Annotated in this window: 19 protein-coding genes and 1 tRNA gene; all 20 read left to right on the top strand. The window is 46.1% G+C overall.

Annotated elements, in window-relative coordinates; translation table 11 throughout:
* Positions 1–159: 159 nt before the first annotated feature.
* The 20 genes from T525_RS0113520 (at position 160) to pknB (ending at position 25,746) form a co-directional block, all read left to right on the top strand.
* Positions 160–1,875: a methyl-accepting chemotaxis protein gene (locus T525_RS0113520; RefSeq protein WP_027407612.1), complete on the top strand. Its 1,716-nt coding sequence runs from the start codon at positions 160–162 to the stop codon at positions 1,873–1,875.
* A gap of 153 nt (positions 1,876–2,028) precedes the next feature.
* Positions 2,029–3,258 (top strand): L,D-transpeptidase, encoded by a 1,230-nt coding sequence (locus T525_RS16680; protein ID WP_232219224.1) that lies wholly within the window; start codon positions 2,029–2,031, stop codon positions 3,256–3,258.
* A gap of 318 nt (positions 3,259–3,576) precedes the next feature.
* Entirely contained in the window at positions 3,577–4,137 is a 561-nt protein-coding gene (locus T525_RS0113510; protein WP_027407611.1) for a DJ-1/PfpI family protein, read from the top strand.
* Positions 4,138–4,309: 172 nt separating this feature from the next.
* Complete coding sequence (locus T525_RS0113505) at positions 4,310–7,171, top strand: AAA family ATPase (RefSeq protein WP_027407610.1); 2,862 nt, start codon at positions 4,310–4,312, stop codon at positions 7,169–7,171.
* A gap of 131 nt (positions 7,172–7,302) precedes the next feature.
* Positions 7,303–7,575 carry a YhdT family protein gene (locus T525_RS0113500; RefSeq protein WP_027407609.1) on the top strand — a complete coding sequence of 91 codons (273 nt, stop codon included), beginning with the start codon at positions 7,303–7,305 and terminating at the stop codon, positions 7,573–7,575.
* Positions 7,572–9,056, top strand: coding sequence for a sodium/pantothenate symporter (gene panF / locus T525_RS0113495; protein ID WP_027407608.1), 1,485 nt, complete (start codon positions 7,572–7,574; stop codon positions 9,054–9,056). Before T525_RS0113500 ends, panF begins: the two co-directional genes overlap by 4 nt.
* A 43-nt stretch (positions 9,057–9,099) precedes the next feature.
* A complete protein-coding gene (locus T525_RS0113490) occupies positions 9,100–10,500 on the top strand; it encodes a sodium:alanine symporter family protein (RefSeq protein WP_027407607.1) in 1,401 nt (466 codons plus the stop codon).
* Positions 10,501–10,584: 84 nt separating this feature from the next.
* Positions 10,585–10,661: transfer RNA gene (locus tag T525_RS0113485), tRNA-Pro, on the top strand.
* A gap of 324 nt (positions 10,662–10,985) precedes the next feature.
* Positions 10,986–14,507: a pyruvate:ferredoxin (flavodoxin) oxidoreductase gene (gene nifJ / locus T525_RS0113480; RefSeq protein WP_027407606.1), complete on the top strand. Its 3,522-nt coding sequence runs from the start codon at positions 10,986–10,988 to the stop codon at positions 14,505–14,507.
* A gap of 171 nt (positions 14,508–14,678) precedes the next feature.
* Positions 14,679–15,146, top strand: coding sequence for a peptide deformylase (gene def / locus T525_RS0113475; RefSeq protein WP_027407605.1), 468 nt, complete (start codon positions 14,679–14,681; stop codon positions 15,144–15,146).
* Complete coding sequence (gene fmt, locus T525_RS0113470; RefSeq protein WP_027407604.1) at positions 15,143–16,075, top strand: methionyl-tRNA formyltransferase; 933 nt, start codon at positions 15,143–15,145, stop codon at positions 16,073–16,075. Before def ends, fmt begins: the two co-directional genes overlap by 4 nt.
* A gap of 25 nt (positions 16,076–16,100) precedes the next feature.
* The gene (locus T525_RS0113465; protein WP_027407603.1) at positions 16,101–16,901 is read left to right on the top strand and encodes a DUF116 domain-containing protein; all 801 of its coding nucleotides are present in this window, start codon (positions 16,101–16,103) and stop codon (positions 16,899–16,901) included.
* Positions 16,902–18,230: a 16S rRNA (cytosine(967)-C(5))-methyltransferase RsmB gene (rsmB, locus tag T525_RS0113460; RefSeq protein WP_027407602.1), complete on the top strand. Its 1,329-nt coding sequence runs from the start codon at positions 16,902–16,904 to the stop codon at positions 18,228–18,230. It begins immediately after the preceding gene.
* Positions 18,231–18,236: 6 nt separating this feature from the next.
* On the top strand, positions 18,237–19,277 hold the full coding sequence (rlmN, locus tag T525_RS0113455; protein WP_027407601.1) for a 23S rRNA (adenine(2503)-C(2))-methyltransferase RlmN: 1,041 nt from the start codon (positions 18,237–18,239) through the stop codon (positions 19,275–19,277).
* An 87-nt stretch (positions 19,278–19,364) separates the two neighbouring features.
* Positions 19,365–20,120 (top strand): FhaA domain-containing protein, encoded by a 756-nt coding sequence (locus tag T525_RS0113450; RefSeq protein WP_027407600.1) that lies wholly within the window; start codon positions 19,365–19,367, stop codon positions 20,118–20,120.
* A gap of 1 nt (position 20,121) precedes the next feature.
* On the top strand, positions 20,122–20,577 hold the full coding sequence (locus T525_RS0113445; protein WP_027407599.1) for an FHA domain-containing protein: 456 nt from the start codon (positions 20,122–20,124) through the stop codon (positions 20,575–20,577).
* Positions 20,577–21,296: a Stp1/IreP family PP2C-type Ser/Thr phosphatase gene (locus T525_RS0113440; RefSeq protein WP_037325731.1), complete on the top strand. Its 720-nt coding sequence runs from the start codon at positions 20,577–20,579 to the stop codon at positions 21,294–21,296. The genes T525_RS0113445 and T525_RS0113440 overlap by 1 nt, the downstream gene beginning before the upstream one ends.
* Positions 21,286–22,545, top strand: a complete 1,260-nt coding sequence (locus tag T525_RS0113435) for an FtsW/RodA/SpoVE family cell cycle protein (RefSeq protein WP_027407597.1) — start codon at positions 21,286–21,288, stop codon at positions 22,543–22,545. Before T525_RS0113440 ends, T525_RS0113435 begins: the two co-directional genes overlap by 11 nt.
* The gene (locus T525_RS0113430) at positions 22,535–23,932 is read left to right on the top strand and encodes a penicillin-binding protein 2 (RefSeq protein WP_027407596.1); all 1,398 of its coding nucleotides are present in this window, start codon (positions 22,535–22,537) and stop codon (positions 23,930–23,932) included. Before T525_RS0113435 ends, T525_RS0113430 begins: the two co-directional genes overlap by 11 nt.
* Positions 23,933–23,943: 11 nt before the next feature.
* A complete protein-coding gene (pknB, locus tag T525_RS15350; RefSeq protein ID WP_072031666.1) occupies positions 23,944–25,746 on the top strand; it encodes a Stk1 family PASTA domain-containing Ser/Thr kinase in 1,803 nt (600 codons plus the stop codon).
* The last annotated feature ends 1 nt before the right edge of the window (position 25,747 follow it).

Raw genomic sequence — 25,747 nt, 5'->3', positions numbered from 1 at the left:
AGGCTTTGGGGATTTTTTATTTTTCGGCAAAACTCTGAGTATTTTTGGTGTGGTTTTTTCTGCTAATATATTGAAATTATTTTGGAATTTAAAGGATTTTAACTACAAAAGGTAGAATGCTTGTGTAGAGAGTTTTTTAGCAGAAAAGAGGGGATATATATGAACTTTTTTTACAATTTAAAGATGGTTTACAAGATATTGACCCTTGTGGTTATTGCAGCCATCGGTATGGCCCTTATTGGCTATCGTGGGTATTCAACCATATCTGAGTCCCGGGATTCACTGGAGGTTATTTATCAGAAAAATATGCAGCAGTTGTACTGCATTGGCGAGATAAAATACATGCTTCGTGACATGCAGTCCCGAGGTGCCCTTTCCCTGTCGGCCAAAGATCAGGCACGTATTGATGATTTGAAGAAGGATCAAAAAGAAATCCGGGAATCCTTCCAGGAAAACTGGAAGCTGTACCAACAGGCCACTGCCGGCACTGAGGCGGAGCAGGCCAATGCAGCCATTCAGGACAAATGGAACGTATTTTGTGGTACCATCGACCAGGTAGTTGCCTTGGCTCAGGACAACAAGAAGGATGAGGGGGCAACCTATCTTAGCAAGAATGCTGGTGATGCAACCAAGCAGTTGCGTTTGTTGTTGGAGGCTCAGCAAAAACAGGCTCAGGAGAGTGCCCAGGCCCGTTTTGAGAAAATGGAAGCTGATGCAGCATCAGCCAGCAGAATGATGGTGTTATTCTGTGTTGCTGCTTTGATAGCGCTCTTTGCTTTTTCCATGTTGATTATTAAGGCAATTACAGGCCCGCTGGACAGAATGGTGGGAACATGCCGCCGCATGGGTGATGGCGATTTCCGCATTACTCCTCGTACTGTTACAACTACAGATGAAATCGGTGAGCTGGCTGATACCGTTAGTATTATGCGTGAAAATCTAAATAAGCTCATGCGCCAGGCCAATTCCAGTGCTGAGCAGATTGCTGCTGCCGGCGAAGAATTAACCGCCAGTGCCCAGCAGTCAGCCCAGGCCTCCACTCAGGTGGCCCAGTCAGTAACAGATGCCGCCGGGGCAGTGCAGATACAGCAGGGGGCTATTGAGTCCAGTACCAGAGCAGTTGCAAATATTAATGATTCCGTTTCTGCCATTGATAACCAGTCTAACAATGTGGCATCCCGTGCAGAATCGGCAGCACAATCTGCTGCTCAGGGCTTGAAATCCATTGAAGAGACCATTCAGCAGATTCGCAATGGTGCCACCGGAGTTCAGGATTCTGCTGAGATTGTGGATAAATTGGGCGAAAGCTCCCAGGAGATTGGCACTATTGTAGAGACCATATCCGGAATTGCCGAGCAGACCAACTTGCTGGCCCTCAATGCAGCTATTGAGGCGGCCCGTGCCGGTGAGCATGGACGTGGCTTTGCTGTAGTAGCAGAGGAGGTTCGTAAACTGGCTGAGCAGTCAGGTGAGGCGGCTCAAAAGATTACCCAGCTGATTACGGGTATTCAGCAGGAGACCCAGCAGGCTGTTACTTCTATGCAGAAGGGCAGAGCTACTGTTGATGCCGGTGCTGAGTCTGTGGCCAATCTGCGCCAGAACTTTATAGAAATCGAATCCCTGGTAAATGAAGTTACCCAGGAGGTAAAGCAAATGAGCCAGGCTGTTCATTCTGCAACGTCTGACACTGAAAATATTACTTCACAGGTGGCCAATATTGATAAACAGGGCCGTGCAGTTTCCGGGGAAATGCAGACTGTGTCCGCTGCTACAGAGGAACAGTCCGCATCTGCCAGTGAAATTGCCACAGCCAGTGAATCCTTATCAAGACTGGCTGAGGATTTGCAGCATTCGTTGCATAAGTTTAAGTTTTAACTGAGTGAAAAATGGGCTAAAGTTTCCCAGAGATTAATTTTCTAACCCCAGGGCCAAAGGCTTTGGGGTTATTTTTTGAAATACGAAAAAGGTATATGATCATTAATCGCGAATATATATTCTCACAGAAGTGTAAAATATTATGGAGGTGTTATGATGGTTAAACCTTTTAGCAGTATTTGCAGAATTGCCATAACAGCTGTGGTATTGACAATTATGCTGGTGACATTATCATCAGGGGATGCCTTGGCAAAGGGCAGTACCTTTTATACCAGCAATGGGTATCGGCTGGAGGTACCGGACAAGTATAAGGATGCTTTGCTTATAGCTACTTTTGTTGATAATTACGATGGACTGCTCTTTTCTGTTTCAGAAAAGAAATCCGTAGAGGAGAGCAAGGCGGCTGGTATGAGCTATGATGGTATGGGCTGGCTGTTTAGTATCGGCAAGGTCAGTGAAGCAAAGCTCAATGAAATGCTTTGCTATGATATGTCGGGAGTGGATATTTTTGCCAAGGATATATCCGGAATGTACTATGTGTACAGGCATCCAACCGATGTACGTTTTCATCGTTCCACTATAGAGGAAATGAAAGAGGATCAGGACAAGTGGACTGAACTGGTACAATGGGGCAATAAAAACGTAAGGGACGAATTTATAAAGAATAATCCAGGTCTCGTATCTGTAACCTTTGATAATGATGCAGTTATGGATAGTTGGCGCAATGCCATGGCAACGTGCAGGGGCTATGATGATGGCAACTATACGCCATCCCCTGCATGGGTTCAGCAGCTTCCTGAGGCCAGAAAAAACAGTCAGCTTTTTGTGGTGGCTGGTATAGAGGGCACCACGGCCTGGGTTTCGATGCATGAAAAAGATTGGCGGGGCAAATGGCAGCAGATTATGACTACCCCAGGTTTTGTAGGCAAGAAAGGTTTGGGTAAAACCAAGGAGGGGGATGCCATGACTCCGGTAGGAACCTTTGGTTTTAACGCTGCTTTTGGTATCGCGCCAGATCCTGGCTGTGCTATTCCTTATCGTCAGGTTGATGAAAATATTTATTGGTCCGGGGATGTTCGTCCGGGCATGAAATACAATGAAATGGTGGATATCCAAAAGCTGCCGGATTTAAAAAAAGAGGATAGTGAGCACATTATAGATTATTATCCTCACTATATTTATTGTTTGAATATCAGCTACAATTCCGAGTGTATCCCAGGGGATGGTTCTGCCATATTCCTCCATTGCTTCGGCTCTAAAAAGCCGTATACCGGAGGTTGCGTGGCCATTCCGGTGGATAAAATGGAATTTGTAATGAAGCATGTGCATCCGGAATGTGCGGTAGTTATTAATACTTTGGAAAAGTTGGGGGGCAGCTTCTAGAGAGAATATAACGAGCTTTAAGATGTCCCCCACTTCTTTAGGTGGGGGAAAACAAACTACAACAGCTGACGAGCATATCTCCCAGCTCGTTGAAACGCTAATTGGAAGATTTTTCTTCTAAAGAAGAAAAATTTGAACAATGGCGTTATAATCTTTTTGAAAAAGAGCAAGAAAATAAAGGAAAAATTAGTATCATATAGAATAAGAATGGTGGAAGCTTGGCACAGTCGTCAGGCCTCCATGTTGAGAGCAGGAGATTTGTGGCATTATAAACACTCCTGCGTGTTGATATTTTTAGGAAAGAGAGGTCAAACAGGTATGAAAAAGGTACTTATGCTGGCAGGGGACTTTGCAGAGGATTATGAGGTAATGGTTCCATTTCAGGCATTAGGAGTTGCCGGGGTGCAGGTTGATGTTGTCTGCCCTGGCAAAAAGAGCGGTGAAGCTATTAAGACGGCTATCCACGATTTTGAAGGTGACCAGACCTATTCTGAAAAGCCAGGTCATTTGTTTATTCTGAATGCTACCTTTGATGACGTGTCGGCTGAGGATTATGACGGCTTGTATATCACTGGTGGACGTGCTCCTGAATATATTCGTCTTGACCCTAAGGTTATCAGCATCACCAAGTATTTTATGAACAACAATAAGCCAGTGGCTGCAATTTGTCATGGTATTCAGGTTCTGACTGCTGCTGATGTTGTAAAGGGACGTACCCTCACGGCTTATCCGGCTGTGGGCCCTGATGTTACCATGGCTGGTGGCACATTCCAGAATGTTGATGCAGATAAGGCTGTGGTGGACGGCAATCTGGTAACATCTCCGGCATGGCCGGGCAATACTGCTATCTGCAAGGAATTTTTGAAAGTCCTTGGATAAGTGTTTTTGGAAAATTGATTATGGCCTGACACGTAGAATCCCTTCCGTATTTTTATTCGGGAGGGATTTTATTTTGAAATAAAAAAATATAGAGATAATTACATTATTACTTTGCTGTAATATGGTATTATTAAATTAAGTAAGATGGTTGAAAGCATGCGGGGGTGTAATTATGAAGCGGAACAAGAAAAAAGAGCTGGTGGAGCTTTCCAAGAGCACCAAACTGCTGTATCAGACATTATGCGCCAATATAAAGGGACAGGATGAGGCAATACATTATTTTGTTCAGGGTATTTTCAAGGGGCAGTTTATTCCTGAATCATCGGGCCAAACTCTTCATAATATATTTCTGCTGTCGGGACCCCCGGGCATAGGTAAATCCCGTCTGGCCCACATTACGGCTGATGTACTTAAACGCAATATTCTGGAAATCAATCTTGATACCAATGCAGCAGAAACCTTTGCCAAGGATTTGGTGAATACCGTCAGTGGCAGCAAAAAGGCCGGCAGGATAACAAAATTCGTGGAGGAAAATCCCAATGGCATTTTGCTTCTTAAAAATATAGAAAAAGCCAGCCCAAAAGTGGTTTCTGCTATAAGCCAGATTATTGAGACAGGGCAGGTGACGGACGCTTCAAGCGGCAAGGTCATATCCTTTGGGGAAAGTATCATTATTTTCACCACTCATGTGGGGGCGGAGCTGTATTTAAATGACAATCTTGGCTCCATGCTGCCTAAATCTGTTATTTTGGGTTCCTTTGCCAAGGAATTGGAGGAATCAGATTTTCCAATTATTTTCTTCTATGAATATTTCAATAATGAAAATATCATTTTCTTTAAGGAAATGGCGGTTAATCATTTGCTGGAGCTTATGGAGCAGAGCTTTTTTGATTTTGCCAATGAGATAAAAAGCGAATACGGCTATGATATGGAACTGGATCCGGATATGCTTAATCTGTGTCTCTTTAACCAGTGCGATATGATTGATGCCAACTCCGTATTGCCCCTCAGCAAGGCCTTCCTGAAAAATGAGTTCTATGAATTAAGCCGTCATCTGACGCCTGACGCCCTTACCAAAATCCAGAAAATTAATTTCACAGTGGAGCGTCCCGAATCGGATAGTCCCGTGGCAACCCTGTTCAGTTATAAGGAAAAACCCCAGGTATTGCTGGTGGCAGACAAGGAAAAATACAAATGTTTACTGGAAAATGAGTATATAGATTATATTTTTGTAAGTAGTATTGATGAGGCAGTAAAGGTACTGTCTGATGCTGTTTTGTCCTATGCAGTGGTGGATTTAATGGAAGGTGTGGAGGACAGGGGATTTAACGTGCTGAGTCTGGATGATGAGGTTTCAGTGGGACTTGGTGTATTCGAAATTGTTCGTGAGAATCTCCCTACTTTGCCGGTTTATCTCATCAGACATGATAACATCACCATGGCGGATTATTTTACGTTTATGCAGAAGGGAGCCAGGGGAACGGTGGACCTTTCTGTGGACAGGGAGCGCGCCCAGGCGGAAATGCTGTTGATTGCCAGGGATACCCTTATTCAGAAAAATTATGATGCCCTGCAGAGGGAGGACTTAATTGTAAAATATAATACAGCCCAGCGGTTATCAAAAGATGGCAGGTCAGCGGAGGTTATTTTCTATGATTTTGATTTTGAGACTCTGAAGGGGCCGGACCCGGTGGATGAATATCTGGAGGAGGAGAAGGAGCCACGGTATTTTGATGATATAGTTGGGGGCACCAGTGCCAAGGAGGATTTGAAATATCTGAAGGAATATCTGGTTAATCCAGAGGCTTTTGTGATGAAATATCACAGCGTTCCGGGGGGAGTTCTTCTTTTTGGTTCTGCTGATGCGGGAAAGGTTTCCCTTACCAGGGCGTTGGCCACGGAGGCGGAGGCCAGTCTTTTGATGATAACCCCATCAAGGTTGGCGGATCTTACTCCTGAAGGGGCATGCCAGCTGTTTAAGGATCTTTTTGATAAGGCTATAAGGGAGGCCCCGTCAGTTATTCTTATAGAAAAGTTTGATCTGCTGATAAAGGCCTGCGGTCTGGGGGCCGTAAGAACATTTATTAATGGTATCAAGGAAATTAAATCCTGCGGTTCACCAGTGCTCTTTGTGGGTACCATGAACTGGTCCCATTCCACCGTTTCTGATGAAAATTCCGATTTGGATCCGGAGCTTCTGCACCTTTTGGAACATAAGATTTATGTTCGCCTTCCTGATAGGGATGAACGTATTGCGGGAATTAAAAAGGCACTTGCAAATAAAGGGATAACTACTATTCCGGATACTATTGTCAACAACATTGCGGATCGGGTATTTGGCCATAGTATTGCAGATATAAACGATTTTATTTCTCTGGCCACCCGTATGGCATTGAAGCAGCAAAAAGAGGTGGACAGCGATATTCTTTCCGATGCCCTGGATGAACTGACCTTTGGGCAAAAGCACGACTGGGAGGAAATTAACTATTTTGCCACGGCAGTCCATGAAGCAGGCCATGCCTATCTTCTGTGGCTCACTGGGGAACAGTCTTCTTTTGTGACAATAGTGGGACGTGAGGAATATGGAGGCTATACCAAGCCAAAGGTAAATGAGAAAATCTCCAAGAATTACAATCGCCAGTGGTATGTGGACAAGATTCGTGTAAGTCTGGCAGGCCGCGCCGCAGAGGTAGTTTTCTTTGGCGAAAAGGAAGGAATTAATGCAGGGATCAGCGGCGATTTGGAAAATGCTACGGTTCATGCCGTACTCATGGTTAATAACTTGGGCATGGGGAAGAAGCTGCGGGCCTATATTCCTCTGGAAACATTGTCCGTAAGTCCGGCGGCAGTGAAGGTTTACGATGAGGCCGATGAAATTATTCAGCAGGAATACGAAAACACCCTTAAAATTGTGAAGAAGGGCAAAAGGGCCATAAAGGCACTGGCAGACAAGCTGGTGGAGAAATATCAGCTTACAGGGCCGGAAATAGATGAGATATTTGCGAAATTCAAGAAGGGCAAGGCCAAAGAATAGCACCTTAATACTTTAAAGTGATGATATATTGCTAATGTCCACTACAGATAGTATAATTTAGAATGTTGAGGACACCGGTTGGACATTTTTGGTTTAATTTAGGGGCCGGGTTCTACAGAAAGGTGTTTTGTATGTCAGAAAAAGAAAAATACTTCCAGATCCGCAGGGAAGCCATGTGGACCGGCATTACACTAATGGTGTTGATTGTTTTTTGGGTGTTGGCCGGATTCGGTTTGGCTGGTGTGGACATTAAGGTCTTTGGACTGCCGCTCTGGGCTGTTGCCGGAACATTTGGCGTGTGGATTTTCGCCATGGTTTTGGTAAAACTTCTTACTTCCCTTGTATTTAAAGATATTGATCTGGAAACAGATGGTAATCCTTCCCGAAGGGAGGGACAGCCATGAATGGTGATTTGAGTCAGCTTCTGCCTCTTTTAGGATATATGGTCTTTATGATTGGCATTAGCTTCTACGTACGTCATCAGCAGCAGTCAGGGTTGATGAATAATTTCGTCAAGACTTACTTCATCGGCAACCGGGATTTGGGAGGTTTTGTCCTTGCCATGACCACTGTTGCCACCTATAGCTCCGTCAGCTCCTTTGTGGGCGGCCCGGGCGTGGCCTGGAATGTGGGCTTTGGCTGGGTTTATATGGCTGTGGTCCAGGTGACAGCAGTATTTTTGGTGCTGGGTATATTCGGCAAGCGGGTGGCTTTGCTGGCCAGCAAGTTTAATGCAGTAACGGTGGTAGATATTATACGCCATCGGTACAAGTCGGATTTATTGGCGGAGATCTCTGCCTTTATTATTGTTTTGTTCTTTTGCGCTACCATGGTGGCTCAGTTTGTGGGGGGAGCCAAGCTCTTTGAAGCGGTGACAGGCTACAGCTATGTGACAGGCTTGATTCTTTTTGGTGCCATGGTAGTTGTATATACCACCATCGGTGGTTTCAGGGCAGTGGCTATTACGGATACCTGCTGTGCCGTTATGATGATGATTGGCATTGTTATGCTGGTATATTATGTGCTTCAGGCCGGTGGCGGCTACGACAGTATAGTGGCCCATTTGGAAACAAATCGTCCCGATATGCTGGAGCCTCTTTCCGATGGCAAGATGCCTTATGGGTTATATCTTACCCAGTGGATACTGGTTGGTATCTGTACTATTGCCCTTCCCCAGTCAGTGGTAAGGGGATTGGCCTTCAAGAACAATAAGAGTCTGGTTCGGGCCATGCTTATTGGTACCTTCGTTGTTGGTTTTATGAATATCGGTGTAAATCTTACTGGTATTTTGGGACAGGGTGTAATGACCGGTTCTCCTGCCGATTATGGCGGAACAGACAGCATTATTCCACGTATAGTGGTAACGGCAATGCCCGCAACTTTGGCAAGTATTGCCATTATTGGCCCGCTTTCTGCCAGCATTTCTACCATCAGCTCTTTGCTGTTGGTTGGATCATCGGCTATTATCAAGGATATATATCTTCACCGTCAGGAGAGAAAGGGCAATAAGCCCGGAGATGGCAAGCTGCGTCTTTTGTCCATGATGGCCACGGCAATCATTGGTGCTGTTGTATTTTTTATTGCAATGACACCGCCAAGCCTTATTTGGCTCATTAATATGTTTGCCTTTGGCGGCTTGGAAACGGCCTTTTTCTGGACACTTTTGCTTGGACTGTACTGGCCTAAGGCAAATAAAACCGGGGCCATGCTTTCAATGGTGGGGGGCACGGTGCTCTATTGTCTGGCCCAGGGCATGGGCTTTAAGGTAATGGGCCTTCATCAGATTACTATTGGTATAACCGTTTCATTGATGTTGTTCCTGTTAGGTTCGTATGTGGGCAAGCCAGAGGATAAGGAAACCTTAGCGGATTTTTTCCCTGAATAAGGGAGTTTATATTTTATTAAAAGGAAAAGGGGTAGATAAGAAAATGTTGGATGCGTTAATTGGAGAAATCTCTAACTTCATGTATGGCAAGCTGCTGATTGTCATGATTTTGGGTGTGGGGCTTTATTACACACTGAGGACCAGATTTGTGCAGCTTCGTCTCTTTGGGGAGACATTGAAGGTAATCATGGAGAAGAAGGAAGGGCAGAAGGTATCCTCCTTCCAGGCTTTGATGGTTTCCACAGCTTCCCGTGTTGGTACTGGTAATATTATCGGTGTTTCCACAGCACTTTGCCTTGGTGGTTTTGGTTCCATGTTCTGGATGTGGCTGGCTGCATTTTTGGGCGGCGGTGCTGCATTCGTGGAGAGCACTCTGGCTCAGGTTTACAAAAAGCGCGGTGAGCACGCCAGCTATGGCGGCCCTGCCTATTATATTGAGAGTGCCCTTCAAAACAGATTCGTTGCAATCGTTTTTGCTCTGGCACTGATTTGTACTTATGGTATTGGCTTTAATATGCTGTGCGCATATAATCTCCAGTCCACATTCTCCGGATTCACATTCTACAACCCGGACAGCACACCATGGGTTATTGGTGGCATTCTGGCAGTTCTTGTAGGATGGTGCATCTTCGGTGGCGGCCGCAGAATTATTAAGGCCACCTCCGCACTGGTACCTCTTATGGGACTTCTTTATGTTTTGGTTGCATTAATCGTTGTAGTTATGAACATTGGCCTTCTGCCAAGTGTTTTTGATACCATTTTCACTCAGGCCTTTGATTTTCAGGCAATTTTTGGCGGCTTCACTGGCTCCTGCGTAATGTTTGGTATTAAGCGCGGTTTGTTCTCCAATGAGGCCGGTGTAGGTTCTGCACCAAATGCCGCAGCGGCTGCGGATGTTTCCCATCCTGTAAAGCAGGGGCTGGTTCAGATGTTCTCAGTATTTATTGATACCATGATTCTCTGTACTGCCACAGCCTTCCTGTGCATGAGTTCCGGCGTTGTTCCTACAAAGGAATTGGCAGGGGCACCATTTGTGCAGGCATCTCTGGATGCAACCCTTGGTTCCGGTGCAGGTGTATTCCTCACCGTTTCCATGCTGCTCTTTGCATTTACGACTTTGCTTGGTAACCTTTATTATGTAGACAACTGTCTGGCTTATGTAAATGGCAAGGTGCCGGGCAAACTGTTTATGACCATTTATCGCATATTTGCTGCATTGGTTATCTTTGTAGGTGCCGGCCTTAGCATGGATCTTCTCTGGAATTTGGCAGATGTTCTTATGGGCTGCATGGCCATCATCAACCTGCCTGTAATCGTTATCCTTGGCAGCCAGGCAATGGCCTGTCTGAGAGATTACGAAAGTCAGAGAGATGCAGGCAAGGATCCTGTATTCTATGCCCAGGACATTGGCATTACTGACAGCCTTGATTATTGGCAGAAGTAATTAATAAAAATAAATAATAAAAATGTTGACAAGCAATGGAGATTGTAGTATTATTATCGATGTTGACACAACAAGTGCCGACAACGGGGCATGGCTCAGTTTGGTAGAGCACCTGGCTTGGGACCAGGGGGTCGCAGGTTCGAATCCTGCTGCTCCGACCATTGCATTTAAAGCTGGATTTTCGGATCCAGCTTTTTCTTTTTGCCTAAAAAAAGGAGACTCTATATTTAAATAATTATCATGAAGTATACATAAGACATATTTGTCTGATGATTATATCTGTAAAACTGAAATTTTGTTCATATATAATTTATTTTCTTTTCATTTGTGCGAAAATAAAAAGAAAAAACGATTTATTTTACAAAATAATAGGTTAGATGTATAATGAATTTGTAAAACATTTATACGTGATTTGTTATAGATGTAATTGGCACTTGATTTGTTTAAGGGTAAATTTTGTGTTACGAGAGGAGAGTTAATCAAGTATGGGCAAGAAAATGAAGACTATGGATGGTAATACGGCTGCGGCTTATGTGTCCTACGCATTTACCGATGTGGCTGCTATCTATCCTATCACCCCATCCTCACCAATGGCAGAGCATGTTGATGAGATGGCTGCAAAGGGGCAAAAGAACCTTTTTGGTCAGAAAGTACGCATTGTTGAGTTGCAATCCGAGGCTGGTGCTGCAGGTGCAGTTCACGGTTCTCTGCAGGGTGGTGCTTTGACTACCACATACACTGCATCTCAGGGTATGCTGCTGATGATTCCGAATATGTACAAGATTTCCGGCGAGATGCTTCCGGGTGTATTCCATGTATCTGCCCGCGCTCTGGCTACTTCTTCACTGAATATTTTTGGTGATCATCAGGATGTAATGGCTGCACGTCAGACTGGTGTGGCTATGCTGGCAGAATCCTCTGTACAGGAAGTTATGGACTTGGCTGCTGTGGCACATTTGGTTGCCATCAAGGGGAAGATTCCTTTCCTGAACTTCTTTGATGGTTTCCGCACTTCCCATGAGATTCAGAAGATTGAGCTGGTTGATTATAATGATTTGGCAAAGATTCTTGACTGGGATGCAGTAAATGCTTTCCGCCACAATGCTTTGAATCCTGATCATCCGGTTATTCGTGGTACTGCTCAGAATGATGATATTTATTTCCAGGGCCGTGAGGCTGTAAACAAGGCTTATGATGCATTGCCTGAGCTCGTGGAAGAGGCTATGGGCCAGATGGCCAAGATTACCGGCCGTGAGCATCATATTTTTGATTACTATGGAGCCAAGGATGCAGATCGTGTAGTTATCGCTATTGGTTCCATTAACCAGACCCTCCAGGAATGTGTTGATTTCCTTAATGCCAAGGGTGAGAAGGTTGGTGCGGTTGCAGTTCATCTCTTCCGTCCATTCTCTGTGGAGCACTTCCTGAAGGCTATTCCATCTACTGTGGAAAAGATTGCTACTCTTGACCGTACCAAGGAGCCTGGTGCTCTTGGCGAGCCACTGTATCAGGATGTACGTACTGCCTTCTATGCCAGTGAACGTCATCCGCTGATTGTTGGTGGCCGTTACGGCTTAGGCGGTAAGGATGTAACCCCAGCCCAGGTTTTGGGTGTATTTGAGGAACTGAAGAAGGGTGCTCCAAAGAATGGTTTTACTATTGGTATTGTGGACGACCTTTCCAACACTTCCCTGGCTCCATATCCAGAGCATGTTAACCTCACTCCTGAGGGAACTACTGCCTGCAAGTTCTGGGGTCTGGGTTCCGATGGTACAGTAGGTGCCAACAAGTCCGCCATTAAGATCATTGGTGATAAGACTGATTTGTATGCCCAGGCATACTTTGCTTATGATTCCAAGAAGTCCGGTGGTATTACCATGTCCCACCTGCGTTTTGGTAAATCTCCAATCGCTTCCCCATATCTTATTGACAATGCAAACTTTATTTCCTGCTCCCAGCAGTCCTATGTAAATAAGTATGACCTTTTGGCAGGGTTGCAGCCAGGTGGTACTTTCCTTCTGAATACCCTGTGGTCTGATGAGGAGCTGTCCGAGAAGCTGCCTGCTTCTATGAAGCGTTACATTGCCAAGAACAACATCAAGTTCTACACCGTAAACGCTGTTAAGATAGCTCAGAATCTGGGCCTCGGTGGTCGTTTCAATATGGTAATGCAGTCCGCATTCTTTAAGCTGGCTGATATTATTCCTCTTGATAAGGCTGTGGGCTATTTGAAGGATGCTATTGTAACTTCCTATGGCAAGAAGGGCCAGAATATTGTTGACATGAACAATGGCGCCGTTGATGCTGGTATTGATGCGTTGCACCTTGTAAATGTTCCTGCTGACTGGGCTGAAGCAAAGGATGCCAAAGAAGAATGCAAAGCTGATGTTCCGGCTTATGTTAAGGAAATACTGGAGCCGGTTAACCGCCAGGAGGGCAACAAGATTACTGTTAAGCAGATGGCTGACCATGCGGATGGTACCTTCCCATCCGGTACTGCTGCTTATGAGAAGCGCGGCATTGCAATCAACGTTCCTGAATGGGATGTTACCAAGTGTATCCAGTGTAATCAGTGCGCCTTTGTTTGTCCACACGCTGCTATCCGTCCTGTTCTCACCAATGATGAAGAAAAGGCCGCTGCGCCGGAAGGTTTTACTTCCAAGGAAGCTCTCGGAGCCAAGGGCTTGCATTTCACCATGGCTGTTTCCACTTTGGATTGCTCCGGTTGCGGCAACTGTGCATTGGTATGCCCTGCCAAGGAAAAGGCTTTGACTATGAAGCCAATTGCTTCTCAGCTTGATAAGCAGGCCGTATTTGATTATGGTGTAAAGGTTAGTCCTAAGACTAATCCAATGAAGAAAACTACCGTCAAGGGTTCCCAGTTCGAGACTCCTTGCCTGGAATTCTCCGGTGCCTGTGCTGGATGCGGAGAGACTCCTTATGCCAAGCTCATTACCCAGCTTTTCGGCGACCGCATGATGATTTCCAATGCAACAGGTTGTTCATCCATCTGGGGTGCATCTGCTCCGGCAATGCCATATACCACTGATGCGTATGGCCATGGCCCGGCATGGGCTAACTCCCTCTTTGAGGACAACGCTGAGTATGGTCTTGGTATGTTCCTGGGTGTTAAGGCTGTTCGTGAGGCTTTGGCTTCTGATGTTGTCGCTGCTATTGAATCTGGTAAGGTGTCTGAAGCTCTTAAGGAAGCAATGACAGATTGGAAGGATAACATGAATCTTGGTGAGGGCACCCGTGACCGTGCTTCCAAGCTGACTGAGATGTTGGAAAAGGAAAAGGGCAGCGATGAGCTTCTTAACAAGATTTATGAGAACCGCGACTTTATGGTTAAACGTTCCCAGTGGATCTTCGGCGGCGACGGCTGGGCTTATGATATTGGCTATGGCGGTCTTGACCATGTATTGGCTTCCGGTGAGGATGTAAATGTATTCGTATTCGATACTGAGGTATATTCAAATACTGGCGGTCAGGCTTCCAAGGCTACTCCTACAGCTGCCATTGCACAGTTCGCTGCAACGGGTAAGAAAACCAAGAAGAAGGATCTGGGCATGATGGCGATGTCCTATGGTTATGTATACGTAGCACAGGTTAACATGGGTGCTGACAAGAATCAGGTACTGAAGGCACTTACTGAGGCAGAGGCATATCCTGGTCCATCCCTCATTATTGGTTATGCTCCATGCATCAATCACGGGATCAAGATTGGTATGGGCAAATCCCAGATGGAAGCTGCCCGTGCTGTTGAGTGCGGTTATTGGGCTAATTACCGCTACAATCCAGAGCTGGTTGGCACTGACAAGAATCCATTTAGCCTTGACTCCAAGGAACCGGATTTCGGCAAGTTCCAGGATTACCTTATGGGTGAGGTGCGCTACAACAGCTTGAAGCGTGCATTCCCAGAGACTGCTGAGGCTCTCTTCGAGAAGACTCAGAAGGATGCTGAAACCAGACTTGCAAACTACAGGAAATTGGCTGGTAAAGAATAATTTAACACTAACACTTTCCTAAACTGCTAAAACCCTAGAAATATATTTTGGAGCACTGTTCAATGCCATTTGTTCAGTGCTCTTTTTTCTGGTGATATGGTGCAATTTTGGACTTTCTTTCCATAATATGATAAAATTATACGGATATATAGCAATAGGAGGGTGTTGTAATTGGCACTGTTAAATATAGTCAAAGCTGGCGATCCTGTTTTAAAGCAGGTGGCCGCTCCCATAGAGAAGGTTGACAGCAAATTAAGAAAGCTGATGGATAATATGGCTGAGACCATGTACAAGGCTGATGGAGTCGGTTTGGCCGCTCCTCAGGTGGGGCAGTCTATCCGCCTTGTGGTAATTGATGTTGGTGATGATAACGGCCTGGTGGAGATGGTGAATCCGGTGATTACCCGTCGTGAAGGTACTGAAATTGGCCAGGAAGGTTGCCTTAGCGTGCCAAACGTATTTGGTGATGTGGAAAGAGCAGAGAAGGTAAGCGTTGATTATCTCAATCGTTGGGGCAAAAAGAAACATCTTACAGCCAAGGGACTTATGGCCCGCTGTATTCAGCATGAGCTGGATCACTTGGAGGGAACATTGTTTATCGATGTGGCAAAGACCATTAAGCAGGGAGAAAGCAAATGAGTAAATTAAGAACTGTTTTTATGGGAACTCCGGATTTCGCCGTGGGCTGTCTGGAGGTAATGCAGGAAAAGACCCAGGTGGTATCCGTTATAACCCAGCCTGACCGTCCCAAGGGGAGAGGGCAGAAGCTGACCCCTTCACCTGTAAAGGTTAAGGCGATGGAATACGGTTTGCCGATTTGGCAGCCAGAGAAGATTAAAACAGCTGAGTGCGTGGAAAAACTGCGTGAGATGAAGCCGGACCTTATTGTGGTGGTGGCTTTCGGTCAGATTCTGTCCCAGGAGATTTTGGATATTCCCCGTTTGGGCTGTGTAAATGTTCACGCCTCGTTGTTGCCGCGATATCGCGGTGCAGCACCTATTCATTGGTCTATTATCAATGGTGAAACCGAAACCGGCGTAACCACCATGATGATGGATGCGGGGCTGGATACAGGTGATATGCTGCTTAAAAGTAAAGTAGAAATAACTCCTGATATGACCACTGAGGAGCTTCACGATAAGCTGGCGTTTATGGGCAAGGACCTTTTGGCAGATACTGTTGATGGCCTGGAGGCAGGTACTATCACCCCTGAAAAGCAGGATGACAGACTTTCCAACTACGCTTCCATGCTTACAAAGGAAACTGGTCATATTGACTGGACCAAGTCTGCCCAGGAGATTCATAATCTGGTGCGGGGCCTTAATTCCTGGCCTGTGGCCTGGACCATGCTGGAGGGAAAAAATTACAAGGTATGGAGCACCAGGGTGAGAGAAGACAAGGCCGGTAATCCGGGAGAGGTACTGGAGCTTACCAAAAAGAGCTTTATTGTTGCTGCCGGCAAGGGGGCTGTGGAAATCACTGAAATTCAGCCACCCAGCAAGAAACGTATGGCAGCAGGTGATTTTGTTCGGGGAAATGGTGTAAAAGCTGGTCTTACCTTTAATTGATATTGGTTTCCCCAGAGGATGCATTATGAAATATACAGCTAAAAAGGCCAAGAAACGTCTTTTTATCAGTCTCTTGTGTATAACATATGTTATTATGCTGATAATATGTGCCGGAGTCTGGTTCATAACCCTTCCTGGTCTTAATAACATAAATACCCATCTGGCACCGGCCTTTGCGGCGGCCATGATAGGACTGCTTTTTCTCATTGGTTTTGGCATTTTGGGAATGGTCTTTGGAATTAAAGGGTGGCCTTTGCCTTCCATATTTAAAAAACAGACCTATACCCTGTTAAATGTTCTTTACTATATTGTAATTTCTGCAGGGAAGATTGTGGGGATTGACCGTCGGCGTATTGAGGCGTCTTATGTGGCGGTGAGCAATGCCATTGTGGGAAATCGTCACCTTAAGGTGCCGGCGGACAGACTTTTGGTGGTAACACCCCATTGCCTGCAGCTTAGTACATGTCCCCATAAAATCACCACTGATCCTGGCAACTGCAGGCGATGCGGAGGCTGCAATATCGGTGATCTGGTAACGCTGGCAGAGGAAATGGGCTTTCATTTCTTTGTTGTAACAGGTGGTACCTTGGCCCGTCAAAAGGTTATGGACATACGGCCACAGGCGGTGGTGGCGGTGGCCTGCGAACGGGATCTGGCCAGCGGTATTCAGGATGTGTATCCTATTCCCTCTGTGGGAGTGATGAATATTCGTCCCAATGGTCCTTGCTTCAATACCAAGGTGGATGTTGATGAATTCAAAAGAGCCATTATGGAAATAATAGATTTGCCTGCATCTGATGCTGTCAGTTGTGAAGAGGAGAATTAGATGGATAAAGCACGTGAAGCGGCTTTGAAAATTATAAATGCGGTCCATGAACAGGAGGCTTATGCCAATGTGGCTCTGGCCAAGGAGCTGAGAAAAGGCGGTCTTAGTGATATGGACCGTCGTTTTGTTACTGAACTTGTTTATGGCACGGTAAAGGCCGGGGAAACCCTGGACTGGATTATCAGAAAATATATTAACCGTCCCTTAAGCAAGGTCAGCCCCATTGTCCGCGATATTTTGCGCATGGGGGTATATCAGCTTAAATATATGGACAAGGTGCCCGATTCCGCTGCCTGCAATGAGTCTGTGGAGCTTGCCAAGCGCTTTGGTCATGCAGGAGTTGCCAAATTTGTCAATGGTGTAATGCGCACTATGGTGAGGGAACCTGAAAAGGGGGCTTTCCCGGAGGGAAAGGGCAACGCCACTGTACAGCTGGCTCTTACGGAGCAGCACCCTGAGTGGCTGGTGCGCCGCTGGATTAAGGAATTTGGCTATGATGAGGCGGCAAAACTGTGTGCATTTAATAATCAGCAGGCACCTCTTTCAGTTCGCGCAAATACAATAAAAACGAATCGCTCTGAGCTTATGCTTCAGCTTATTTCCGTGGGGGTGGACTGCCAACAGTCCTTATTCGCACCGGAGGGGGTTATTATAACATCTCACGGCTCCCTTGATGATTTGCAGGTACTTCAGGATGGCTACTGTCAGGTTCAGGATGAAAGTTCTATGCTTGTGGCCCATGTGGTGGATCCGCAGCCAGGGGAACTGGTGCTGGATGTGTGCAGTGCTCCCGGGGGTAAGACTACCCACATGGCTGCTATGATGGAAAACCGTGGCCGTATTGTGGCCTGCGATATATATGATCACAAGCTGGAAAGAGTCAGAAATAATGCGGAGCGCCTTGGCATTACCATTATTGATCCAATGCTTATTGATGCAAGGGAAATCTGGCAGGAATTTCCTCAACAGGCGGACAGGGTATTGGTAGATGCACCATGCTCAGGACTGGGGGTTCTCAGGAGAAAACCTGATTCCAGATGGCGCAAGTCCCCGGAACTATTGAAGGAGTTGCCTAAGCTGCAGCTGGAAATCCTTAGAAGTGCGGCGGCAGCAGTTAAGCCGGGAGGCCTTCTGGTGTACAGTACATGTACTATAGCCCATGAGGAAAACCAGGATGTGGTGAAGGCGTTTCTGGAAAAGGCCAAGGAGTTTACCCTGGAGCACGCCGGAGAAAGACTTCCTGAATCGAGAGAGGATGAAATGGTTCAGCTGTATCCGCAACGTGATGGCACAGATGGATTCTTCATTTCGTGTATGAGGAGAAAGTAATTCATAATGATAAATATTTTTGGCAAAACCTTGGAGGAACTCACTGGGCTCACGGTGGAGTGGGGACTTCCCCAGTTCCGTGGCAAGCAGCTGGCGGAATGGATGTACAAGAAAAGTGTCACAGACTTTAATGATATGCAGAATCTTCCCAAGAACATGCGGGAGAAGCTGGCGTCGGAGTGTGTTATAGACCGGGCAGCCAGAGTTGACCAGATGGATTCCTCTGATGGCAGGACTTCCAAATTCCTCCTGAATTTTTCCGATGGGGTGGGAGTGGAAACTGTTCTTATGCGCCAACCCTATGGCAACAGTATATGTGTTTCCTCCCAGGCGGGATGCAACATGGGCTGTGCCTTTTGCGCCTCAACTCTTCACGGTATGGTTCGCAATCTTACAGCCGGGGAGATGCTGGCCCAGACATATTATATAAATGATATGCTTGCAAAGTCCGGGGAAAAGGTGGATACAATTGTTATCATGGGCTCCGGAGAGCCTCTTACCAATTATGATAATGTACTTAAATATATAAGGCTTCTTCATGAGGATTATTGCCTTGGGATGAGCTATCGCAGCATTACTCTTTCCACCTCCGGGATTGTTCCTAATATTTATCGTTTGGCTGACGAGGAAATTCCCGTTAATCTCTCAATTTCCCTTCATGCTCCGGAGGATGAGCTTCGCTCAGAACTGATGCCTATTAATCGCAAATATCCCATGGCTGATGTGATAAAAGCTGGAGGGGATTATGGGGAAAAGACTCATCGCCGTGTTACCTATGAGTATATTCTTATAGACGAGGTAAATGATAATGCCAAGCAGGCAAAGGAATTGGTGAATCTTTTGAAGGGACAGCTGGCCTCCGTAAATTTGATACCAATAAATCCTGTGGTGGAGCGGAATTGGAATCGTCCGTCCCCGGAGAGAATAGATTTTTTTGAGAAGTATCTGGCCAAGCACCACATTACGGTGACAGTTAGACGTGAAATGGGCAACGATATTCAGGCGGCCTGTGGCCAGCTTAGGAACAGACACCTGGATAAGGGCTGAGATACCTGCTTTTAAGCGGATTATCTTATTTACTTGTATTGCTTTAAGATGTAAAATTAAGACTAGCAAGGCTTAGGAGGGTCTGTAATGTCTATTGGCAACCTGGAGTCTTTTCTGGAAAAAAAGATAGAGGGATTTTTTAATCGCAAGCTGAGCTCTGTCCTGGAACCAACTGAGGTTGTAAAACAGCTGGAGCGTGAAATAATCCGAAGGAGGCGCAAGAGTCAGGGTGGTCCGATTGTGCCTAATTTTTATTACGTGGAAATGGCCCCTGATGATTATCAGAGGCTTTGTGCCCGCCGCTTTCTTGACGAGCTTTACGTAATGGTGGAAAAAATGATTATTTCCGATGACAGCTTTATGGATGGCCAGCTGGAGATAACCCTTAATGCCAACGAGGAATTCCCAAAGGGGACCTGCGAGGTAAAGGGCACATTTGTGGATGACAGCTACGGGGAAATGGAGCAGCCCATGGAGGCACCGGAGTGCCATACCATTGTGCTGAACAAATCCGAATTCAAGCCACCTCTTAATTTGCCTGTGGAGCATAAAACAGTAAGTCTTCTAGCAATAGAGGGACCTGATATAGATTCATATCTGGAGTTTGGAGAAAAGCAGATTTATATTGGCCGTCGGGTTAATAATGATTTCATTTTGACTGACACCAATGCTTCCAGAGTCCACGCTTATATAACATATGAGAGACATCGGCATGTATTGTATGATGCCGAGAGCCTGAATGGTACCTTTGTCAATGGGCAAAGGGTAGTGTCACCACAGCTCCTGCATACCGGGGATGAAATACGAATTGGTGAGACGGTGCTGGTGTATGAGGTGATTTGATATGCAGGGAACTGCAATTGTAATTAAGACATTGGGGATAGTTCTTCAATATGGGCTGCTAATATTATTGCTTTATTTTGTCTTCAAGCTGATTAAATTCATGAAAAAGGACAGTCAGCCTGTGGTTGATGACATATATGCAATTACTGAAATTTCCAATGTGGAAGCAGTGTTGACGGTGCTGGAATGTTCTGACCAAAGTATGGTTGGACAACGTTTTGCCTTTTCCAATCACGTCAGCATCGGTCGGGGCAATGACAACGATATCGTGTTAAATGACAGTTTTGCTTCCCATCATCATGCGGAAATAGCCCTTTTAAACAATCTGTACGTTATTGAGGATATGGGCAGCGTCAATAAAACCTATGTGAACAATGAACCTGTTACCGGGCGACAGTACCTTCAGTCCGGTGATTTGATTTCCATAGGCTCTGCCACATTTGAGTTCGGGAGGTGATGGATTTGTTGAAGGTTAGTCAGGCTACTGATATTGGCTTGGTAAGAGAGTTAAATGAAGATAGTATTTTAGTTGGTCCCAAGGATGTATTCGTTGTGGCTGATGGTATGGGTGGCCATGTGGCCGGCGAAATAGCCAGTCATATTTTTACGGCAACTGTGGAAAACAAACTGTCATCTGAGAATACCAATCTGGATCAGGATGGCCTTCGTTATCTTGTAGTAGATGGCAATGAGGCCATTTTTGAGTGCACAAAGGAAAATCCGGAACGAAGTGGCATGGGGACTACAGCTACTTTGCTTCACATTGAAGATAACTCCGCTTTTTGGGCCCATGTGGGGGACAGCAGACTGTATCGTCTCAGAGACGGTAATTTGAAGCAGATAACCAATGATCACACTTACGTGGCCGAGCTGTTGGCAAATGGCAGTATCTCTGCAGATGAGGCCAAGGTCCATCCAAATAAAAATATGCTTTTACGGGCTGTGGGAGTGGATCCTGTGGTGGAGGTTGACACCGGGGAACTTACCCTAAATGATGGGGATGTATTCCTTATTTGCTCCGATGGACTTACCAATATGGTAACTCTACCTGATATTCAGGCGACTCTTGAGGCAGAGGATTGTCAGGATAAGGCTGAAGCATTGGTGGAACGGGCCAAGGCCGGCGGTGGCCTTGATAATATCTCGGCAATAGTGGTGGAATACAATGAAAAGTAAGAGCCTGCTTCTGGTGGCAGTTGATTTTTTGATTATGTTTGCTGGTTTGGGGGTTATTATGCTGAACCAGTATCCAGAAATAGATTTTTCACCTGTTCCCTGGGCATTGGGGGCGGCTGTTATGGGGGTTGCCATTCAGCTGTTTCTTATTAAGGGCAGGTTCAGCAGCGATATATGGGTGTTTCCCATGGTGCTGTTTTTTTCAAGTTTGGGTATAATAATGCTGGCCAGACTGAAGCCAATTCTTTGTGTACCTCAGCTCAGATGGCTGATGATTGGCATGGCAGTAATGGTGGGAGTGCTGTATTTCTCACGCCAGCTTAAAGATATGATGCAATATCAATACATATTAGGTATCTGTACCTTGGTGGTGTTGTGTCTTTCATTGATATTTGGTGTGGAAATTGGCGGCAGCAAGAACTGGTTGGTTTTTGGGCCATTTTCCGTTCAGCCCTCTGAGTTTGGCAAGATTCTGCTGGTACTTTTCCTTGCAGCTTTTCTGTCTGACCATAGGGATATGCTGAATGAGGCAAAACGAAGAATTTTGTTTTTGGATTTGCCTCCGATAAGATTTATTGCCCCTTTGCTGGTTATTTGGGGCATTGCTATTCTGATGTTTGTTGTTCAGCGAGATCTGGGATCAGCTCTGTTGTTCTTCTGTATGGCAGTATTTATGACATATATGGGAACCGGCAGTAAATCTTATGTGTTTATTGCCTTGTTGTTTTTTGGGGTGGGAGCGGTAATTAGTTATGCGCTTTTTTCCCATGTTCAGGTGCGCTTTAATATTTGGCTTGACCCTTGGGCAGATCCGGCAGGTCAGGCCTATCAGGTGGTTCAGTCCTTGTTCGCTTTTGCGGCCGGGGGAGTCTGGGGGACAGGATTTACCCATGGGCATCCAGGACTTATTCCAGAGGTTCACACAGATTTTATTTTCTCAGCTGTGGCTGAGGAGCTGGGGCTTTTGGGCTGTACAGTCATTATGATGGTATATGTTCTGTTTTTCTATCGTGGTATTATGATTGCCATGAATTGCAAAAAAGAGCTTCATACCTTGGTGGCGGCGGGTTTTTCCATAGCTCTGTTTACACAGGCCTTTATCATTATAGCCGGAGTTACCAAATTTCTGCCCCTTACAGGTATTACCCTGCCATTTATAAGCTATGGCGGCAGTTCCATGGTATCTGGTTTTGTTATGATTGGCCTCTTGTTATCGTTATCAAAGAAGGAAAAGGTTCATGGGGCATAAAGATGTAAAAAAATATATTCTGCACTGCAGTATATTTATGCTGGTGTGCTTCCTGTGCCTGTTTGGATATATTGTTTATTTGCAGGTTATTGCAGCACCGGCTCTGGCGGCAAATCCTATGAATCGTCGGGGTGATGCTGCACTGGATATAATCAGGGGTACTATCCTTGACATAAATGGTAGGGAGCTGGCCAAAAGCACCCAGCCTGGTGAAAGAAGCTATCCCTATGGTGAGGTTATGGCCCCGGTTACCGGGTATCTTGGGGAGGCCATTGGCAGTGATGGCATTGAAGCAGTGGCGGGAAGCGACCTTACAGGTCAATCTCAGCAGCTTCAGATGCTGGGGCCGATTTGTCAGGCAATCCAGTCCACCCATGGTAACAATGTAAAGCTGACGGTGGATGCAGATATTCAGCAGCTGGCCTATGATGCATTGGGCAGTAATAGGGGGGCTGTGGTGGTCATGAATGCAGAAACCGGAGCTATTATAGCCATGGTGAGCAAGCCTACATTTAATCCAACAAATGTGGAGGATGACTGGAAGAGCCTTACGGCCCGTGAGGACAGTCCCCTATTAAACAGGGCGGCACAGGGCCTTTATCCGCCTGGCTCCACCATTAAGGTGCTGATAGCCGATGCGGCCCTGGATGAAAAAGTTACTGATTTAAATGAAAAATTCAACTGTAGCGGTAAACTGCAGATTGGTAATGAATATATTGGTGAAAGCCACGGGGCAGTTCATGGCAACAACCTTACCTTAAAGGATGCCCTGACTGAGTCATGTAATGTTACCTTTGGTACTCTGGCTATGCGTATGCACGGTAAGGGACTGGAGAATGCTTTTGACAGATTTGGTTTTGCTGACCCAATCAACAGTGAATTTAATGAAAGCAGATGTCATCTGCCAAAGTTTAATGAGCTGGGGGATGGGGATACGGCCCAGGTGGGCATAGGCCAAGGGGAGACTTTGGTAACACCTCTTCGTATGGCAATGCTGGCCAGTGCCTATGTAAATCATGGTAAAGTTATGGTTCCGTATCTGGTGGAAGAGGTTATTTCCCCAGTGGGACTGGTAATAAGAAAGGCTTCTCCTTCCAAGTGGAGGGAGGTTACCTCGGAAAAGCGGGCCAATATAATTGGCGGCTTTATGGAAAATGTTGTAACCAACGGTACCGGCGGGGCGGCGGCAGTGTCCGGCGTTAGGGTTATTGGCAAGACCGGTACTGCAGAGAATTCCCAAGGAGCTGATCATGGCTGGTTTATTGGAGCAGCGGAGCTTCCACAGGGAAAGATTGCATTTTGTATTATTGTTGAAAACAGTGGTGGCGGTGGAACCGTGGCGGCTCCTATCGCCCGTCAGATAATTGCAGCTTTAAGAGACAGGTAGGAGGATATGGCATGATAGATCGCGTTTTAGCAAGACGTTATGAAATTCAGGAACATATCGGTGGCGGTGGCATGGCTGATGTATACAGAGCCCATGACAAACTGCTGGACCGTGCTGTTGCTGTAAAAATCCTTCATGCACAGTTTGCCAATGACGCGGAATTTATAGAAAAATTCCATCGCGAGGCTAAGGGTGCAGCCAAATTGACCCATCAGAATATCGTTAATATATATGATGTTGGTGAGGACGAGGGAAGTCACTTTATTGTTATGGAATATGTGGCTGGCCAGACTCTGAAGGAATATATTCAGGAAAAGGGATATCTGGAGCCGGAGGAGGCAACCCGGATTGCCAAGGAACTGGCCTGTGCCCTGGAGGCTGCCCACAAGAACAACTTGGTTCATTGTGATATAAAGCCTCATAATATTTTGATTATGGCGGATGGCCATATCAAGGTTACTGATTTTGGTATTGCCAGAGCTGTTTCTTCCTCCACAATGACCTATGGGGGCAACGTAATGGGCTCTGTACATTACTTCTCGCCTGAGCAGGCAAAGGGTACCGCCATTACCACCAAGTCGGATGTTTATTCGCTGGGTGTGGTGCTCTATGAGATGCTTACGGGTACCCTGCCATATAATGGGGAAACATCTGTCAGCATTGCACTGAAGCATTTACAGGAGGATCCTGTGCCAATACGTCAGATTAAGCCATCTGTTCCGGCTGTACTGGAGGCCATTGTACAGAAGGCAATGAACAAGGATCCTATGCTCCGCCCAAGCAGTACCGATATGTTTATGGATCTTGATCAGGCCCTGGCCATGATTCAGGGAAAGTCCACAGGGGCTGCTATAAATACACCGGCAGCGCCAAATGATCCATTTGCCACTCAAGTAATACCAAGGCTTACTCCTGATATGCTGCAGCAGAATCAGCCACAGCAGTACGGCTCCCAGGACTATGATTATGAATATGATGATGGTTATGAAGATGACAGGGAGGATGACTCCTCATTTGGCAAAATTCTCAAATCCAAGAAGTTTGTTTTGGGGCTGGTATTGATTTTGATTATGGGCTTCTTTGCAGGCACTTTCCTGTCGTATGGCAATTTCTGGAGCTCCGTGGAGGTGGAGGTTCCTGATGTGGTAGGGCGCCAGGTGGAAATAGCCCGTGAAATGCTGGAAGAAAAGAAACTGCGGGTTAAGATCGCGGAGACTTATGATGCGAATGTGCCTGCGGGACAGGTTGTATCCCAGTATCCTGAGGCGGGAATTATGGTGAAGGAGCAACGCCAGGTTACCATATACATCAGCAAGGGCGGTGAGGAGCTTACTATGCCGGATTTAAAGGGTATGTCCAGATCCAATGCTGAAACCAAGCTTAACAAAATGGGGCTAAAAATAGGTGCGGTTTATGAGGAAGAATCCAATGAACCGCAAGGCACTGTTTTGAAACAGGACCCAAGCAGTGGCTCTAAGGTTAACAAGGGCCAGTCCGTAGATTTCACCGTCAGCAAGGGACCTAAGAAGATTGGTGTAACCATTCCGGATTATACAGGCATGTCTGTGGACAGTGTTAAGTCCAATCTGGCCGCCAATAAGCTTAACTTGGGTACTGTTACCGAACAATCCGACGCCAAGCCAAGGGGTACTGTTATTGGCCAGTCGCCGGCAGCAGGTTCTGAGGTAAAGGAAGGCGGAGCTGTGAATATTATTGTTTCCAGCGGTCAGAACACATCAACTACTGCCAAGCCGACAGATACGGGAAAGAAGACTCAGAAGACCTCCCCTGAAGAGGTTGTCAAGCCGGAGTAAG

The sequence above is a fragment of the Anaerovibrio sp. RM50 genome (assembly GCF_000622005.1).
Lineage (GTDB): Bacteria > Bacillota > Negativicutes > Selenomonadales > Selenomonadaceae > Anaerovibrio.
The sequence above is the reverse complement of the archived record's forward strand: the minus strand, read 5'-3'. Positions and strand labels throughout refer to the sequence as shown.